The organism is Nocardioides nitrophenolicus, assembly GCF_016907515.1.
In the GTDB taxonomy this organism is placed as follows: domain Bacteria; phylum Actinomycetota; class Actinomycetes; order Propionibacteriales; family Nocardioidaceae; genus Nocardioides; species Nocardioides nitrophenolicus.
Map to the genome: position 1 here is coordinate 193,656 of NZ_JAFBBY010000001.1, position 15,058 is coordinate 208,713.

General features: G+C 74.0%; 16 protein-coding genes. 9 read left to right on the forward strand and 7 right to left on the reverse strand.

The features are described from left to right. Positions 1 to 2: 2 nt before the first annotated feature. On the reverse strand, positions 3 to 455 hold the full coding sequence (gene dut / locus JOD66_RS00945; protein ID WP_204835089.1) for a dUTP diphosphatase: 453 nt from the start codon (positions 453 to 455) through the stop codon (positions 3 to 5). A gap of 51 nt (positions 456 to 506) precedes the next feature. On the opposite strand from dut, the gene JOD66_RS00950 reads away from it, so the two are divergent. Together JOD66_RS00950 and JOD66_RS00955 are read left to right on the forward strand one after the other, a co-directional pair. Beyond that, positions 507 to 989 (forward strand): DUF3093 domain-containing protein, encoded by a 483-nt coding sequence (locus JOD66_RS00950; protein WP_307823220.1) that lies wholly within the window; start codon positions 507 to 509, stop codon positions 987 to 989. A gap of 10 nt (positions 990 to 999) precedes the next feature. Continuing rightward, positions 1,000 to 1,290, forward strand: a complete 291-nt coding sequence (locus JOD66_RS00955; protein ID WP_204835091.1) for a DUF4235 domain-containing protein — start codon at positions 1,000 to 1,002, stop codon at positions 1,288 to 1,290. 77 nt (positions 1,291 to 1,367) lie between these two features. Here JOD66_RS00955 and JOD66_RS00960 read toward each other — a convergent pair whose 3' ends face one another. The 3 genes from JOD66_RS00960 to JOD66_RS00970 all read right to left on the reverse strand — a co-directional run bounded on the left by JOD66_RS00960 (position 1,368) and on the right by JOD66_RS00970 (position 3,631). Then, positions 1,368 to 1,658 carry a DUF4193 domain-containing protein gene (locus tag JOD66_RS00960; protein ID WP_179726422.1) on the reverse strand — a complete coding sequence of 97 codons (291 nt, stop codon included), beginning with the start codon at positions 1,656 to 1,658 and terminating at the stop codon, positions 1,368 to 1,370. Between the two features lie 135 nt (positions 1,659 to 1,793). Beyond that, positions 1,794 to 2,585, reverse strand: coding sequence for an inositol monophosphatase family protein (locus JOD66_RS00965; RefSeq protein WP_307823221.1), 792 nt, complete (start codon positions 2,583 to 2,585; stop codon positions 1,794 to 1,796). Then, positions 2,582 to 3,631 carry a ferrochelatase gene (locus JOD66_RS00970; protein WP_204835092.1) on the reverse strand — a complete coding sequence of 350 codons (1,050 nt, stop codon included), beginning with the start codon at positions 3,629 to 3,631 and terminating at the stop codon, positions 2,582 to 2,584. Before JOD66_RS00970 ends, JOD66_RS00965 begins: the two co-directional genes overlap by 4 nt. A 32-nt stretch (positions 3,632 to 3,663) precedes the next feature. Here JOD66_RS00970 and JOD66_RS00975 point away from each other — a divergent pair, with 32 nt between their 5' ends. From JOD66_RS00975 to JOD66_RS00995, 5 genes are all read left to right on the forward strand, one after another. Then, on the forward strand, positions 3,664 to 4,893 hold the full coding sequence (locus tag JOD66_RS00975; RefSeq protein WP_204835093.1) for an MFS transporter: 1,230 nt from the start codon (positions 3,664 to 3,666) through the stop codon (positions 4,891 to 4,893). Next, positions 4,859 to 6,181 carry a D-arabinono-1,4-lactone oxidase gene (locus tag JOD66_RS00980; RefSeq protein WP_204835094.1) on the forward strand — a complete coding sequence of 441 codons (1,323 nt, stop codon included), beginning with the start codon at positions 4,859 to 4,861 and terminating at the stop codon, positions 6,179 to 6,181. The genes JOD66_RS00975 and JOD66_RS00980 overlap by 35 nt, the downstream gene beginning before the upstream one ends. Further along, positions 6,174 to 6,578 carry a YchJ family protein gene (locus JOD66_RS00985; protein ID WP_307823222.1) on the forward strand — a complete coding sequence of 135 codons (405 nt, stop codon included), beginning with the start codon at positions 6,174 to 6,176 and terminating at the stop codon, positions 6,576 to 6,578. Before JOD66_RS00980 ends, JOD66_RS00985 begins: the two co-directional genes overlap by 8 nt. 74 nt (positions 6,579 to 6,652) lie before the next feature. After that, the gene (gene sepH / locus JOD66_RS00990) at positions 6,653 to 7,645 is read left to right on the forward strand and encodes a septation protein SepH (RefSeq protein WP_204835095.1); all 993 of its coding nucleotides are present in this window, start codon (positions 6,653 to 6,655) and stop codon (positions 7,643 to 7,645) included. A 63-nt stretch (positions 7,646 to 7,708) separates the two neighbouring features. After that, a complete protein-coding gene (locus JOD66_RS00995) occupies positions 7,709 to 9,754 on the forward strand; it encodes an SDR family oxidoreductase (RefSeq protein WP_204835096.1) in 2,046 nt (681 codons plus the stop codon). A 1-nt stretch (position 9,755) separates the two neighbouring features. On the opposite strand, the gene JOD66_RS01000 is transcribed toward JOD66_RS00995, so the two are convergent. After that, complete coding sequence (locus JOD66_RS01000; RefSeq protein WP_204835097.1) at positions 9,756 to 10,568, reverse strand: sulfurtransferase; 813 nt, start codon at positions 10,566 to 10,568, stop codon at positions 9,756 to 9,758. A 67-nt stretch (positions 10,569 to 10,635) separates the two neighbouring features. Between JOD66_RS01000 and JOD66_RS01005 the strand changes: the two genes are divergently transcribed. Continuing rightward, positions 10,636 to 11,046 carry a hypothetical protein gene (locus JOD66_RS01005; RefSeq protein WP_204835098.1) on the forward strand — a complete coding sequence of 137 codons (411 nt, stop codon included), beginning with the start codon at positions 10,636 to 10,638 and terminating at the stop codon, positions 11,044 to 11,046. A 3-nt stretch (positions 11,047 to 11,049) separates the two neighbouring features. Here the strand turns inward: JOD66_RS01005 and JOD66_RS01010 are convergent, their stop codons facing one another. Both JOD66_RS01010 and JOD66_RS01015 read right to left on the reverse strand, forming a co-directional pair. Further along, entirely contained in the window at positions 11,050 to 12,513 is a 1,464-nt protein-coding gene (locus JOD66_RS01010; RefSeq protein WP_204835099.1) for a glutamate-cysteine ligase family protein, read from the reverse strand. A 67-nt stretch (positions 12,514 to 12,580) separates the two neighbouring features. After that, positions 12,581 to 13,603: a DUF4192 domain-containing protein gene (locus JOD66_RS01015; RefSeq protein WP_204835100.1), complete on the reverse strand. Its 1,023-nt coding sequence runs from the start codon at positions 13,601 to 13,603 to the stop codon at positions 12,581 to 12,583. Between the two features lie 133 nt (positions 13,604 to 13,736). Between JOD66_RS01015 and JOD66_RS01020 the strand changes: the two genes are divergently transcribed. Then, complete coding sequence (locus JOD66_RS01020; protein WP_204835101.1) at positions 13,737 to 15,050, forward strand: DNA polymerase IV; 1,314 nt, start codon at positions 13,737 to 13,739, stop codon at positions 15,048 to 15,050. The last annotated feature ends 8 nt before the right edge of the window (positions 15,051 to 15,058 follow it).

Below are 15,058 nucleotides of genomic sequence, written 5' to 3' on the forward strand. Positions count from 1 at the left end.
CCTCACGACTGGAACCCTCCGGTTGAACCGTAGCCGCCACTGCCACGCACGCTGTCCGGAAGGGCGGTCACCACCTCGAACCGGGCCCGCTCGACCCGCTGGACGACCAGCTGGGCAATGCGGTCTCCCCGGCGCAGCGTGATCGCCTCCACCGGGTCGTGGTTGATCAGCAGCACCTTGATCTCTCCACGGTAGCCCGCGTCCACGGTTCCCGGGGTGTTGACGATGGACAGGCCGTGCTTGGCGGCCAGGCCCGAGCGCGGGTGGATGAGCGCGACGTAGCCCTCGGGGAGCGCGATCGCGATCCCGGTCGGCACCAGCGCCCGCTCGCCGGGGGCCAGGTCGACGTCGACGCCGGCCACCAGGTCGGCTCCCGCGTCGCCCGGATGGGCGTACGCGGGCAGGGGCAGCCCGGGGTCGAGCTGCTGGACGGCGATCACCAGGTCGTCGGGCACGGGGAGACCCTAGGGCACGACCGGCTGGGGCGGGATGGGATCATCCTCCCCGTGAGCGAGAGTGCGAGCTACCAGGAGCGGCTGCGCGTTCCGCTGCGCTGGTGGGCCCAGGGCACGATGCTCGTCGCGACGCTGTGGCTGACCCTGATCGTCGCGCTGATCGGACACGCCGCCTGGCTGGCGTGGGCGGTGACCGGCGTGGTGCTGGCCGGCATGGCCGCCTGGCTGCGGTCCTACGGCGGCGCCCGGCTGGTCGTGTCCGACGGCTGGTTCCGGGCCGGCCGGGCCCGGATCGAGCTGACGTACGTCGGCACCGCCGAGGCGCTGGACGCCGAGCGGACCCGCCGGGTGTCGGGCCCCGAGGCCGACGCCCGCGCCTACCTGCTGCTGCGCCCCTACCTGCGCCAGTCGGTCAAGGTGGAGATCACCGACCCGGCCGACCCGGCGCCGTACTGGCTGGTCAGCTCGCGCCACCCGCGGGCCCTCGCCGGCGCCCTCAACGCCGTCCGGACGGGCGGCGCGGCCGACCAGTAGGCTCGCCTCCATGGCAAAGGACAGCTCCAAGGTCTGGTCGACGTTCTCCCTCGTCGCGGCGCTCGGCGCCGCAGCGGTCGCCAAGAAGGGGCTGGACACCAGCTGGCGCGCGGCAACCGGCAAGAAGCCGCCGGTGAACCCGGCGGACCCCGACGTCGACGTCTGGGAGGCGGTCGCGTGGGCGGCGGTCAGCGGCACCTTCGTGGCGCTCGCCAAGATGCTCGCCCAGCGCCGGGCGGCCGGCTACTACCTCAAGTCGACCGGCCAGCTGCCGCCGGGACTGCGCAAGGGCGACGCCTGACCCGGGCCGGGCAACCCGGCTGAGGACATGACAGAGCGGCCGCGGCGGTCAGACCGCCACGGCCGCTCCGGTCGTTGTCAGATGCAGTCCTTGCAGATCATCTTCTTGGGATCCGCGAGCTGGCTGCGGTGGTGGACCAGGAAGCAGCTCATGCAGGTGAACTCGTCGTCCTGCTTGGGCTTGACCTCGACGGCGAGCTCCTCGTGGGACAGGTCGGCGCCGGGCAGCTCGAAGGACTCGGCTGCCTCGGTCTCGTCCTCGTCGACCTTGCCCGAGTTCTTGTCGTGGCGGCGCGCCTTGAGCTCTTCGATGCTCTCCTCGGACTGCTCGTCCTCGTTCTTGCGCGGTGCGTCGTAGTCAGTCGCCATGACTGGTTGATCTCTCCCCTCGGCTGGCCGCCACCCGCTGGATCGTGCGGGTGGGCGCGGCAGATTGTGCACCATCGGAGCCGGTTCGCGACACCCGGGTCGGTGCGAGTCCCCAGAACAGTCCTCGCGGCCGTCCTATTCCCGCAGGAACCCGGCGTCCCGGACCGCCTCCAGGAGCTCCTCGAAACCGTGTTCCGGAGCACACACGACGGCCTCCTGGCCGCCGGCTCCGACGCAGACCACCAGGCGGGCGCCGGCGAGTCTCGCGAGCAGTCCGCCGGCGGCGTGGTCCCACAGGTGCACCCCCTCCTCGACGTACCCGTCGAGGGCGCCCTCGGCGACCCGGCACAGGTCGAGCGCGCACGAGCCGGTACGGCGGATGTCACGGATCCGCGGCAGCAGCCGGGCCGCCGCGGCGGCCTGGACCTCCCGCACCGGCCGGGTGTAGTTGAAGCCGGTCGCGACCAGCCGGTGCGCCAGGGGCGCGGGGCCGCGCACGGTGAGCGGTACGCCGTCGCGGGTGGCCGGGCCGCCGAGGTGACCGGCGTAGAGCACGTCCTTGGCGACGTCGAGCACCACGCCCGCGACCACCTCGCCGTCGACCTCGGCGGCGATCGACACGGCGTACTCGGGGATGCCGTAGAGGAAGTTGACCGTGCCGTCGATCGGGTCGACCACCCAGCGCACGCCGGAGCTGCCGACGATGTCGTCGCCCTCCTCGCCGAGGAAGCCGTCGTCGGGTCGCGCCGCGAGCACCAGGCGCCGGATCAGCTCCTCGCTGGCCCGGTCGGCCGCGGTGACCACGTCGATGTCGCTCGACTTGGTGGCGGCGACCGAGACGCCCGCGGCGGCGTGCTCGCGGACCAGGACGCCGGCCGCCCGGGCGACCTCCTCGGCCAGCGCCCGGAGGGCGGCGGGCTCGGTCACCGGCCTCCCCCGCAGCAGCCCAGCGGGCAGTGGTCGCGGGGCACCGGCGTGAGCGCGCGCTCCCGGGCGGCGCGCCCCAGGACCAGGTCGCGGATCCCGGCCACGAACGCGGGGTGGGTGCCGGCCGACGCCGCGCGCCGGGCGGGCAGGCCGAGCCGCTCGGCAGTGGCCAGCGCCTCGGTGTCGAGGTCGTAGACGACCTCCATGTGGTCGGACACGAAGCCCACCGGGACCAGCACGACCGCCGCGGCGCCCTCGGCCGCCAGCTCCTCGAGCCGGTCGTTGACGTCGGGCTCGAGCCAGGGGATGTGGGGTGCGCCCGAGCGCGAGCAGTAGACCAGCTCGTGGGGCCGCTTCACGCCGGTGGCCTCCGCGACCCGCGCGGCGACGGCCGCGGCGACCTCGAGATGCTGGGCGACATAGGCGCCTCCGTCGGGACCGCTGGACTGGCTCATCGAGATCGGGATCGAGTGGGTGACGAAGACCAGCCGGGCGTGCTCGCGGACCTCCGCGGGCAGCCCGGCGAGCGCGTCGAGCACGCCGTCGGCGTTGGCGGCGACGAAGCCGGGGTGGTCGTAGAAGGCGCCGATCTTGTCGATGCGCGGCGCGACCAGGTCCTCGGGCACGGCGGCGAGCGCGTCGGCGAGGTTGTCGCGGTACTGGCGGCAGCTCGACCACGACGAGTACGCCGACGTGGCCAGGCACAGCACCCGGCGCACGCCGTCGCGGGCCATCCGCTCCACGGTGTCGGCGAGATAGGGCTCCCAGTTGCGGTTGCCCCAGTAGACCGGCAGGTCGAGCCCGTGGGCGGCGAGGTCCGCCTCGATCGCGGCGATCAGCGCCTTGTTCTGGTCGTTGATCGGCGAGCGGCCGCCGAAGAGGAAGTAGTGCTCGCCCACCGCCTCGAGCCGCTCCCGCGGGATGCCGCGTCCGCGGGTGACGTTCTCCAGGAAGGGGACGACGTCCTCGGGGCGCTCGGGTCCGCCGAAGGACAGCAGCAGCAGGGCGTCGTAGGGCTCGGTCGGCTGGGGGTCCGGATTGGGCACGCGACCATCGTAGGGAGGACGATGAGCCCGCAATGTTGCAGACCTATCGCCAGATCTTCACGCCGGCCACCGCGCGCTTCAGCCTGACCGGGCTGGTCGCCCGCCTGCCCATCTCCATGGTCGGCCTCGGCATCGTCCTGCTGGCCGAGCACGAGACCGGTTCCTACGGCTTCGCGGGCTCGGTCTCCGCGACCGCCGTGATCGCCAACGCGGTGTTCGCGATCCCCCAGGGCCGGCTCATCGACCGGCTCGGTCAGGGCCGGGTGCTGCCGGTCGTGATCACCCTGTGGGGCATCGGCTTGGCGCTGGCCATGGGCTCGCTGTCGTGGGACTGGCCGACCTGGTCGACGTACGCCTTCGCGGTGCTCGCCGGCGCCGCGCTGCCCTCGGTCGGCACCTGCGTGCGCGCCCGGTGGTCCCACACCCTCGCCGACCGGCCCGCGCTGCTGCACACCGCGTTCTCGTTCGAGGCCGTCGGCGACGAGGCGGTCTTCATCGCCGGACCGGTCGCGGTCACCCTGCTGGCGACCTCGGTGCACCCGGCGGCCGGGCTGGGCACGGCGCTGGTCGTCGGCCTGGTCGGGACCTGGGCGTTCGCGGTCCAGCGCGCGACCGAGCCGCCCGTCCACCCGCGCACCGACCGGCACGCCGTCCGGCCGCCGATGCCCTGGGGCGCGATCGCGCCGCTCACCCTGGTCGGCGCCGCGCTCGGCGTCGTCTTCGGCGCGGCCGAGGTCGTCACCGTCGCGTTCGCCGACGAGCAGGGCCACCAGTCCCTGGCCGGCGTCTATCTCGCCGTCTGGGCGCTCGGCAGCCTGCTCGCCGGCGTGGTCTCCGGCGCGATCACCTGGCGGCGCGGGCCGCTGGCCCGGCTGCGCATCGGCGCGGTCGGCATGGTGGTCGCCACCGTGCCGCTCGCCTTCGTCCCGAACCTGGTCGTGATGGCGCCGGTGCTGCTGCTCAGCGGCCTGGCCATCTCCCCCACCCTGATCGCCGCGATGTCGCTGGCCGAGCAGGTGCTGCCGACCGCCCGGCTGACCGAGGGGATGGCCTTCATCCAGACCGGCCTGGCCGTCGGGCTCGCCCCCGGCGCCGCCGTCGCCGGGGTGGTCATCGACGACGCGGGCGCCTCGCCGGCGTACCTGGTGTGCCTGGTGGGCGGCGTCCTGGTCCTCGTCGGCGCGCTGCTCATCCGGGTGGCGCCGCGGCCGGATAGCGTGCCTCCCCATGAGCACAACCCCCACCGCGCCGAGCTGGCGTAACTGGTCCGGCCTCGAGTCGGCCAGCGGCCTCGAGGTGGTCCAGCCGGCCGACGCCGCCGAGGTCGCCGAGGTCGTCCGCCGGGCCCGCGCCGCCGGGCGCACGGTCAAGAGCGCGGGCACCGGGCACAGCTTCACCGGCATCGCGACCCCGCGCCACGTGCACCTGCGTCCCGAGCGGATGCGCGGCATCGTCGCGGTGGACCGCGACGCGATGACGGTGACGGCGCTGGCCGGCACCCAGCTCAAGGTGTTCAACGCCGAGCTGGCCCGGCTGGGGCTGAGCCTGCACAACATGGGCGACATCGCCGAGCAGACCCTCGCCGGGGCCGTGTCCACCGGCACCCACGGCACCGGCGGCCGGGCCGCCGGCCTGGCCGCCCAGGTCGTCGGCCTGGAGCTGGTCACCGGGACCGGCGAGGTGCTGCGGGCCTCGGCCACCGAGAACCCCGACGTCCTCGACCTGGCCCGGGTCGGCCTCGGCGCGCTCGGGGTGCTGACCACGCTCACCTTCGCCGTCGAGCCGCTGTTCCTGCTGCGGGCCGAGGAGCGGCCGATGTCGTGGGACGACGCGCTGGCCGCCTTCGACGACCTGACCGCGGCCCACGACCACGTCGACATGTACTGGTTCCCCCACTCCGACCGGATGCTCACCAAGCGCAACACCCGGCTGGGCACCGACCTCGACGCCGCCGAGCCGCTCCCCCGCTGGCGGGCCTGGCTCGACGACGAGCTGCTCTCCAACCAGGTCTTCGGCGCCCAGACCGCGGCGCTCAACCTGGCCCCGCGGGCGATCCCGGCCGCCAACCGGTTCGCGTCGCGGCTGCTCGGGCCGCGCACCTACACCGACCTCGCGCACCGCGTGTTCACCACCGAGCGCAAGGTCGTCTTCCGCGAGATGGAGTACGCCGTCCCCCGCGCCGCGGGCCTCGACGTGCTGCGGGAGTGCCGAGCGGCGTTCGAGCGCTCCGGGCTGACCGTCTCCTTCCCGGTCGAGATCCGGGTGGCGCCGGCCGACGACGTGCCGCTGTCGACGTCGTACGAGCGCGACTCGTTCTACCTCGCCTTCCACACCCACCGCCTGGCCGACCATCGCGCGTACTTCGCGGTGCTGGAGCCGATCCTGCGCGCCCACGCCGGCCGGCCGCACTGGGGCAAGCTGCACACCCTGGACGCCGCGGACCTCGCGGGCCTCTACCCGCGCCTGCCCGACGTGCTCGCCCTGCGCGAGCGGCTCGACCCGGACCGGGTCTTCACCAACGCCTACCTCGACCGGGTGCTCGGTGGCTGACGCCGCCGGGCGGCCGGCGTGCCCGTGCGACTCCGGGCGGACCTACGACGAGTGCTGCCGCCCCTACCACCGCGACCCGGGCACGGCGCCCACCGCCGAGGCGCTGATGCGCTCGCGGTACTCCGCGTTCGTGAAGGGGCTGGTGTCCTACCTGCTGCACACCTGGCATCCCGCGACCCGGCCGCCGGCACTGCAGCTCGACGACCTCGTCACCTGGACCGGCCTGGAGGTGCTGGCGGCCCAGGACGGCGGGCCCGCCGACAAGCGCGGCATGGTCGAGTTCGTCGCGCAGTTCACCCGCGACGGCCGGCCGGGCTCGCTGCACGAGATCAGCCGCTTCCGCCGGCAGGGCGACACCTGGCTCTACGTCCGCGGCCGGGCCCGCTGGAGGGCGTAGGCTCGACCGATAACCTTCAGCGAGCAGACCAGCAGCACCAGCAGCACCGACAGCACCGACGACCCGAGGGCAGCATGACCGACACGGCGGACCAGGGCGGCACGCACCGCCCCGTGCGCCTGACCCTCGCCGCTGGTCAGTCCGCCGGGCCCGACCGGCGGCGGCTGCTGCTGGTGGACGACCAGGGCGGCGAGTTCACCCTCGACATCACGCCCGACCTGCGCGCAGCCGTGCGCGGCGACTCACCGCGTCGATTGGAGACACCGATGAGCAGCAGCATCCGGCCCCGCGAGATCCAGACCCGGATCCGGTCCGGCGAGTCCGCGGAGGCGGTGGCCGAGGCCGCCGGGACCTCCGTCGAGGCGATCATGCCCTACGTCGCCCCCGTGCTCGCCGAGCGCGAGCACGTCGCCGAGCGGGCCCAGAAGGCCTCGGTGCGGCGCACCCCCGGCGAGGGCCAGTCCGGTCCGGCCGCCAGCCGGGTGCTCGGCGACGCGGTCGCCGCCCACCTGCGCGGGCGCGGCGGCGACCCCGAGTCGGTGGCCTGGGACGCCTACCGGCGCGACACCGGTCGCTGGGTGCTCACCGGCACCTTCGAGACCGCCGAGCGCGGCGGCGTCGCGCGGTTCACCTACGACGCCCCCGGCAACTACGTGCTCACCGACAACGACGACGCGCGCTGGCTGATCGGGGAGGTCCTGGCGCCCGCCGCCGCGCCGGCCCGCGACGACCTCCAGCAGGCCCGCGAGCGCCGGCTCGCCGCCGTACCCGAGGAGCTGCCGCTGGGCGGCGAGGCGCTGCCCCTCGGCTCGGTCGACGACACGCTGCCGCTCGGCGACTCCGTCGACCAGGCACTGGACCTGGTCTCCGGCGAGGCGGCCGAGCCGCTCGCCGACGAGCCGATCCGCGCGACGACTCCCGAGCCGACCGAGCCCGCGGCGCCGGCGGCCGAGGGCGCCGAGAGCGAGACGGAGCGGGCCAAGCACCGCCGTCCGGTGCAGAAGAAGCGAGGCCGCGCGTCGGTGCCGAGCTGGGACGAGATCATGTTCGGTGGCGGCGACCAGTAGCAGGCGGAACCGCCAAGTGACCGGCCGGTAACGGAGCCGGGCAAAAGCGCGTAGCGTGCGCGCATGGCCTACTTCGTGACCGGCGCCACAGGGTTCATCGGGCGCCACCTCATCGCCGAGCTCGTCGACCACCGGGACGGCCCGGTCTTCGTCCTCGTCCGCGCGTCGTCGCTGCCCCGCATGGAGGCCCTGGTCCGGCAGTGGGGCTCCGAGCGGGTGCAGCCCGTCGTCGGCGACCTGACCCAGCCCGGTCTCGGCGTCGACCCCGCCTGGGTCGCCGAGCACGCCGGCTCGATCGACCACTTCTTCCACCTCGCCGCGATCTACGACATCACCGCCGACGACGCCACCAACGACGCGATGAACATCGACGGCACCCGCAACGCGCTGGCCCTGGCCGAGTCGCTGCGGGCCGGCGTCTTCCACCAGGTGTCCTCCGTCGCCGCGGCCGGCGACTACCACGGCCGCTTCGACGAGACCATGTTCGAGGAGGGCCAGCCGCTGCCCTCGCCGTACCACCGCACGAAGTACGAGTCGGAGAAGATCGTCCGCGACGAGGCCACCATCCCGTGGCGGGTCTACCGCCCCGCGATCGTCGTGGGTCACTCCGAGACCGGCGCGATGGACAAGATCGACGGGCCCTACTACTTCTTCCCGCTGATCAAGCGGCTGCGCGACTCGCTGCCCGCGTGGCTGCCGCTGGTCGGGCTCGACCTCGGCGACACCAACCTGGTCCCGGTCGACTACGTCGCCAAGGCGATGGACCATCTCGCCCACCTGCCCGAGCGCGACGGCGAGGCCTTCCACCTGGTCAACCCCGAGCCGCAGCCGGTGATCGAGATGATCAACGCCTTCTGCTCGGCCGCGGGCGCGCCGCGCTTCGCCACCCCCGTCGACCGCTCGGTCACCACGGCCGGCCCGCTGGGCCTGATCCCGCGCGCACTGCGCCCGATCAACCTGATGAACGCCGTGGTCCGCTCCGCCCCCGCCCAACTGGTCCTCGACCAGACCATCGGCCGGCTCGGCGTCCCCGCCGAGGTGCTCGCCCACACCTCCTTCCCGTCGGTCTTCGACGCGCGGATCACCGAGAAGGCGCTCGCCGGCTCCGGCATCAGCGTGCCGCCGCTGGAGACCTACGTCCGGGCGCTGTGGGGCTACTGGGAGGAGCACCTCGACGACGCCACCGGGCGCGACCCGAAGGCCGTGGCCGCGCTCAAGGACAAGTACGTCGTCATCACCGGCGCCTCGTCCGGCATCGGCCAGGTCGTGGCGCTCAAGGTCGCCCAGGCCGGTGGCGTCCCGGTCCTGGTCGCGCGCGGCAAGGAGAAGCTCGAGGCCACCCGCGACCTCATCGAGCTGCGCGGCGGCCGGGCCGAGGTGTTCCCCTGCGACCTGTCCGACCTCGAGGCCATCGACCGGCTGTGCGAGCAGCTCACGACCGAGCTGCCCAGCGTCGACTACGTCATCAACAACGCCGGCCGCTCGATCCGCCGCTCCCTGAAGCTGTCCCAGGACCGCTTCCACGACTTCGAGCGCACCATGCAGCTCAACTACTTCGGCGCGATCCGGCTGGTCATGGGCCTGATGCCCCAGCTCCACGACCAGCGCTCGGGCCACATCGTCAACATCTCCTCGATCGGCGTGCAGACCAACCCGCCCCGCTTCTCGGCGTACGTCGCCTCCAAGGCGGCGCTCGACGCCTGGAGCAATGTCGTCTCCTCCGAGGTCGTCGGGCACGGCATCACCTTCACCAACGTGCACATGCCGCTGGTGCGGACGCCGATGATCGCCCCGACCAAGATCTACGACAAGTTCCCCACCATCTCACCGGCCCAGGCCGCGGACGTGGTGGTCAAGGCGATGGTCGACAAGCCCCACGAGATCAACACCGCCCTCGGCACCGCCGGCGAGCTGGCCCACACCATCGCGCCGCGCACCGCCTTCCGGGTCCTCAACCTCGCCTACCAGGTGTTCCCGGACTCCGCCGCCGCGAAGGGCCAGAAGCCCGCGTCGCAGGCGGCCGCCGCGGCCGAGGAGGCGCCCGCCTCCAACCGCCGCGAGACCGAGCAGATGCTGATGGCGCAGCTGTTCCGGGGCGTGCACTGGTAGGTCAGCCGGTCGCGACCGGCCGGCTCGGGTCGGCCACCCACTCGCTCCAGCTGCCGGGGTACAGCGCGGCGGTGACCCCGGCGAGCTCCAGGGCGAGCACGTCGTGGGCCGCCGTCACGCCCGAGCCGCAGTAGACCGCGACGTCCGCGCCGGGCACCGCGCCGACCTCCGCGTAGGTCGCCGCGAGCCCGGCCGGTGCGCGGAACCGGCCGTTCTCGTCGAGGTTGCGGCTGGTCGGCACGTTCACCGCACCCGGCACGTGGCCCGCCACCGGGTCGACCGGCTCCACCTCGCCGCGGTACCGCTCGGCCGCGCGGGCGTCGATCAGGACGTCCACGGCGCGCACGGTGTCGGCTCCGACGACGGGCAGTGCGCCCGGACGGGCGGTGAAGTCGCCGCTCTCGCGCTCCGTGCCGGCACCCGTCTCGCACTCGCCGCCGGCCTCGCGCCAGGCGGCCCAGCCGCCGTCGAGCACCCGCACGTCGGGGTGGCCGTGGTACCTCAGCAGCCACCAGCACCGCGCCGCCGCGTGACCCGACCAGTCGTCGTAGACCACCACGGGACGCCCGGCGCTCACCCCGGCCGCGCGCATCGCGGCGGTGAACACCGCCTCGTCCGGGAGCGGGTGCCGCCCGCGCGGCCCGGGTGCGGCGGCGAGCGCGCCGTCCAGGTCGACGTACGCCGCCCCGGGGACGTGGCCCGACGCGTACTCCTCCGGTCCCGCCGGTCCGCCCATCCGGTACCGGACGTCGAGCACGCTCACCTCCCCGAGCGTGGCGCGCAGCTCCTCGACGCTGATCAGGCCCGACCTCATGTCGCGAGCCTAGGAGGTCCTGTGGAGGACGCGCCCGCCACGGTCGCGGATCCGGCAGGCTCGCCGCATGATCCAGGAGCCGGTCCCGACGCTGCTCGAGCGGGTGCTCCAGCGCGCCGTGCGCGACCACGCCGCGGCCGAGGGGCGCCGCCGGCTGCCGCCCGCGCTGCACGTCGGCATCCCGGGTGGCGCCGTCCGCTCCTTCGAGCTGGTCCCCGGCGAGGTGCTCGACCTGGCGCTGCGCATCGAGCTGGTCGAGGCGATGTGCCGCGACCCGCTGGCCCGCGACGTCGTCCCCCTGCTCTGGCTGACCCGCGGCCCCGACGGTCCCGACGTCGAGGACCTCGCCTGGGCGGCCGCCGCCGGCTGCGCCGGGCCCGAGCTCGGCGTGCGCCTCGACCTGGTCGTGGTCACCCGGCGGTCCTGGCTCGATCCGCGCTCGGGGGTCGGGCGGCGGTGGACCCGGCTGCGGCACTGACCCTCAGGTCCAGGTGTGCACCGGCTCGTTGTCGTGCATCCGCTGCCGGTAGTCCGCGAGCACCGCCCGCAGCGCGTCGTAGCGATCGGCGTCGTCGCGCTCCTGGACCCGCCGGACGAACCAGTCCGCGGCATTAGTACCGGCCAGGCAGCGCTGCTCGATGACGTCGAGATAGCGGTGCGCCTCCTCGGACGACACGCCCCAGGCCGCCAGGCCCTCGTGGGCGAGCGGCAGCAGCCGGCGGACGACCAGCTCGGTCGCGCGGACCCGGCCGAGCTGGGGCCAGTAGACCTCGGCGTCGATGCCGTGGCGCGCCGCACTGTGGAAGTTCTCCTCCGCCGCACTGAAGGACATCTGCGACCACAGCGGGCGGTCGTTGTCGGCGAGCGCGCGGACCAGGCCGAAGTAGAAGGCCGCGTTGGCCACGGTGTCGACGACCGTGGGCCCGGCCGCGAGGATCCGGTTCTCGACCCGCAGGTGCGGCAGGCCGCCGGTGATGTCGTAGACCGGCCGGTTCCAGCGGTAGATGGTGCCGTTGTGCAGGCGCAGCTCCGACAGGTTCGGCGTCCCGCCGGCCTCCAGGACGGTCAGCGGGTCCTCCTCGTCGATCACCGGCAGCAGCGGCGGGAAGTAGCGGACGTTCTCCTCGAACAGGTCGAACACCGAGGTGATCCAGCGCTCGCCGAACCACACCCGCGGCCGCACTCCCTGCGCCTTCAGCTCCTCGCCGCGGGTGTCGGTGGCCTGCTCGAAGAGCGGGATCCGGGTCTCCGCCCACAGCTGCTTGCCGAGCAGGTACGGCGAGTTGGCCGCGACCGCGAGCTGGATGCCGGCGATCGCCTGCGACGCGTTCCAGTACGACGCGAACTGGTCCGGGCTCACCTGGACGTGGAACTGGGTGCTGGTGCACGCCGCCTCCGGCATGATCGTGTCGACGGTGGTGTTGAGCCGCTCCACCCCGCGGATGTCGATCAGGATGTCCTCGCCGCGGGCCCGCAGGATCTGCTCGCTCAGCAGCCGGTAGCGCGGATTGGCGCTGATCACCTCGGCCCGCAGGTGCTCGGGCGCCAGCGTCGGCAGGATCCCGATCATCACCAGGTGGGCGCCCAGCGGCGCCGCCCGCTCCTCCGCGTGGTTGAGGCTGGCCCGCAGCTGCTTCTCATAGGCCTCCAGGCCGCCGCCGGCCAACGGTCCCGGCGCCAGGTTGAGCTCGATGTTGAACTGACCGAGCTCGGTCTGGAAGTCGGGGTCCTCGATCGCCTCGAGCACCTCCGCATTGCGCAGCGCCGGATCCCCCGCCTGGTCCACCAGGTTGAGCTCGACCTCCACGCCGGTCCACGGATCATCGGTGTCGAACGCCGACTCGCGCAGCATCCGCTCGAACACGTCGAGACAGCGCCGGACCTTCTCCCGGTAGCGGGTCCGGTCGGCGGGGGTGAACTCCTGGGCCGCGACGTCGTCTCCCATGGGCCGACACTAGACGATCGGGCGGGGGGACGAGCGGCGCAGGGAGGCCCCGCGACCGGCATGGACCTCACCCGTCGCCGGAGGCGTCGGGGAGGCCCTCGTCCCAGGCGAACCCGGGCACCCAGTACGACGGCGGGACGGCTCCGCGCAGGAGGGTGGCGAGCTGGTCGGCCATCACGTAGCCCGGGTGGGCCCGCTGGGAGCGGTCGACGGCGATCCAGGCGAGCGCGCCGTCGCCGGCCTGCCAGGCGGACCAGGCGAGCAAGGCGGCGGGGGCGGCGCTGAGCGGGTCGGGGGCGCGCCGGACGGCGTCGGTCCACAGGCGGAGGTGGGCGGCACTGGTGGGGCGGTCGATGGCGGACCAGGCGGCGTCGCGGACCCGGCCGGCCTGCATCACCCACAGCAGGTGGGCCAGGTCGTCGTCGCCGGGCAGGGTCTCGTCGACGACGAGGTCGTGGACGGCGTGCTGCACCCACTCGCCGGCGTCGCGCAGCGCGCGCCCGTTGGTCGGGATGCCGGCGTCGGCGTAGCGCCCGGCGACGAGGGCCGAGCTGACGGCGGCGACCGCGGCGGGGTCGGGGTCGAGGGAGGCGGCGAGGTCGGCGCGGGAGCGGTGGATGGGCCGGCCCGACAGCTGTGCCTCGAGGACGAGCGGGTGGGCGCTGACGTCGTAGGGACGGCGCCGGGTCCGCACGGCCGGGTCGCGATGGTGGAGGTCGCGGAAGTGGGCGGACTCGACGTGCAGCGCGGCCATCACGACCAGGCCCACGCGCCGGGCCGCACGGCGCAGCCAGCGGTGCGTCGCCTCGGCCTCGGCCGGGTCGTCGGTGTAGTAGAGCAGCGCGACGTGGCTCGCGCCGTGGCGCACCGCGGGCTCGACCAGCACCTCGCCGAGCTCGCGGCGCAGGTCGGGACGCTGCGCCGGGAGTCGGGGGAGGTCGACGCGGACGTGGAAGGGGTCGCGGGCGCCGAAGGTCATCAGCATCACGGACTGCTCGGGCCAGAAGCCGAGCAGGACCGGGGCGACGGCGATCAGGTCGGTGAGCTCGCGCAGGTGGAGGGCGGTGGTGGGGCGGGGTGTGGTGGTCATGGGGCGACCTTGGTGGGGAGGTACGACGGGGGGCGGGGAAGGGAGGAGGGGGCTGTGGAGGAGGTGGGGCGGGGAGGCGGCTGTGGAGAGACGAGGGACGGGAATGTCGTCAGTGAGCGCTAGCGTGACGCGAGTGCGCCCCCACGCCTCGGTCCTCCACCTGGACCTCGACGCGTTCTTCGCGGCCGTGGAGCAGCGCGACAAGCCGTCGCTGCGCGGGAAGCCGGTCGTCGTGGGCGGCGTCGGCGGGCGCGGCGTGGTCTCGACGGCGTCCTACGAGGCGCGTGCGTTCGGTGTCCGCTCGGCCATGTCGACCCGCGAGGCGCGCGCCCGCTGCCCCCACGCGGCGTACCTCTCCGGCCGCTTCGAGGCCTACCGCTCGACCAGCGCCGCCGTGATGGAGGTGCTGCGAGACTGCTCGCCGCTGGTGGAGCCGCTGTCGCTCGACGAGGCGTTCGTCGACCTGGCCGCGGCGGACCTGCCGGACCTGGAGGTGCCGACGGTGACCGCGCTCGCCGAGGAGCTGCGCGGCCGGGTCCACGAGGTGACGGGTGGGCTGACCGCGTCGGTCGGTGTGGCGTCGTCGAAGTTCCTCGCCAAGATCGCCAGCGACCTGCGCAAGCCGGACGGACTGGTGGTGATCGAGCCCGGCACCGAGCTGGCGCTGCTGCGCCCCCTCCACGTCTCGGTGATCCCCGGCGTCGGGCCGGCGACCGTCGAGCGGCTGCGCCGGGCGGGGGTGCACACCGTCGCGGAGCTGGAGCGGGTCGGCCTCGACGAGCTGGTGCGGCTGGTCGGCAAGGCACAGGGCCAGAGCCTGTTCCACCTCGCGCGCGCCGAGGACGACCGGGCCGTCGTACCCGACCGCGAGACGAAGTCGGTCAGCGTGGAGGGAACCTACGAGACCGATCTGACCGACCGGCAGCAGATGAGCGCGATCGTGACCCGCCAGGCCGGCGAGGTCGCCAAGCGGCTGCGCAAGAGCGGGCTCTCGGGCCGCACGGTCACGATCAAGGTCCGGCTCTACGACTTCACCACGCTGAGCCGCTCGTCGACCCTGCCCGCGCCGACCGACGATCCCGCGACCGTCGCCCGGCTGGCCCGGACCCTGCTCGACGACCTCGACACCTCGGGCGGCGTGCGTCTGCTCGGCGTCGGCGTCTCGGGGCTGGCGGACTGGATCCAGGAGGACCTGTTCGCCCTGACGGCCGAGGAGCCGGACGCCGAGGAGGAGCCGGCCGAGGCCGAGCCCGACCAGGCCGGCGCCCGCTGGCGCAGCGCGACCTGGGCGCCCGGGCTCGACGTGGTGCACGCCGAGTACGGCCGGGGCTGGGTGTGGGGCTCGGGCCGGGGGGTGGTCACGGTCCGCTTCGAGACGGCCGAGACGCCGCCGGGCCCGGTCCGCTCCTTCCGTGCCGACGACCCCGCGTTGACCCGGTGGCAGTAGCGTTCCAG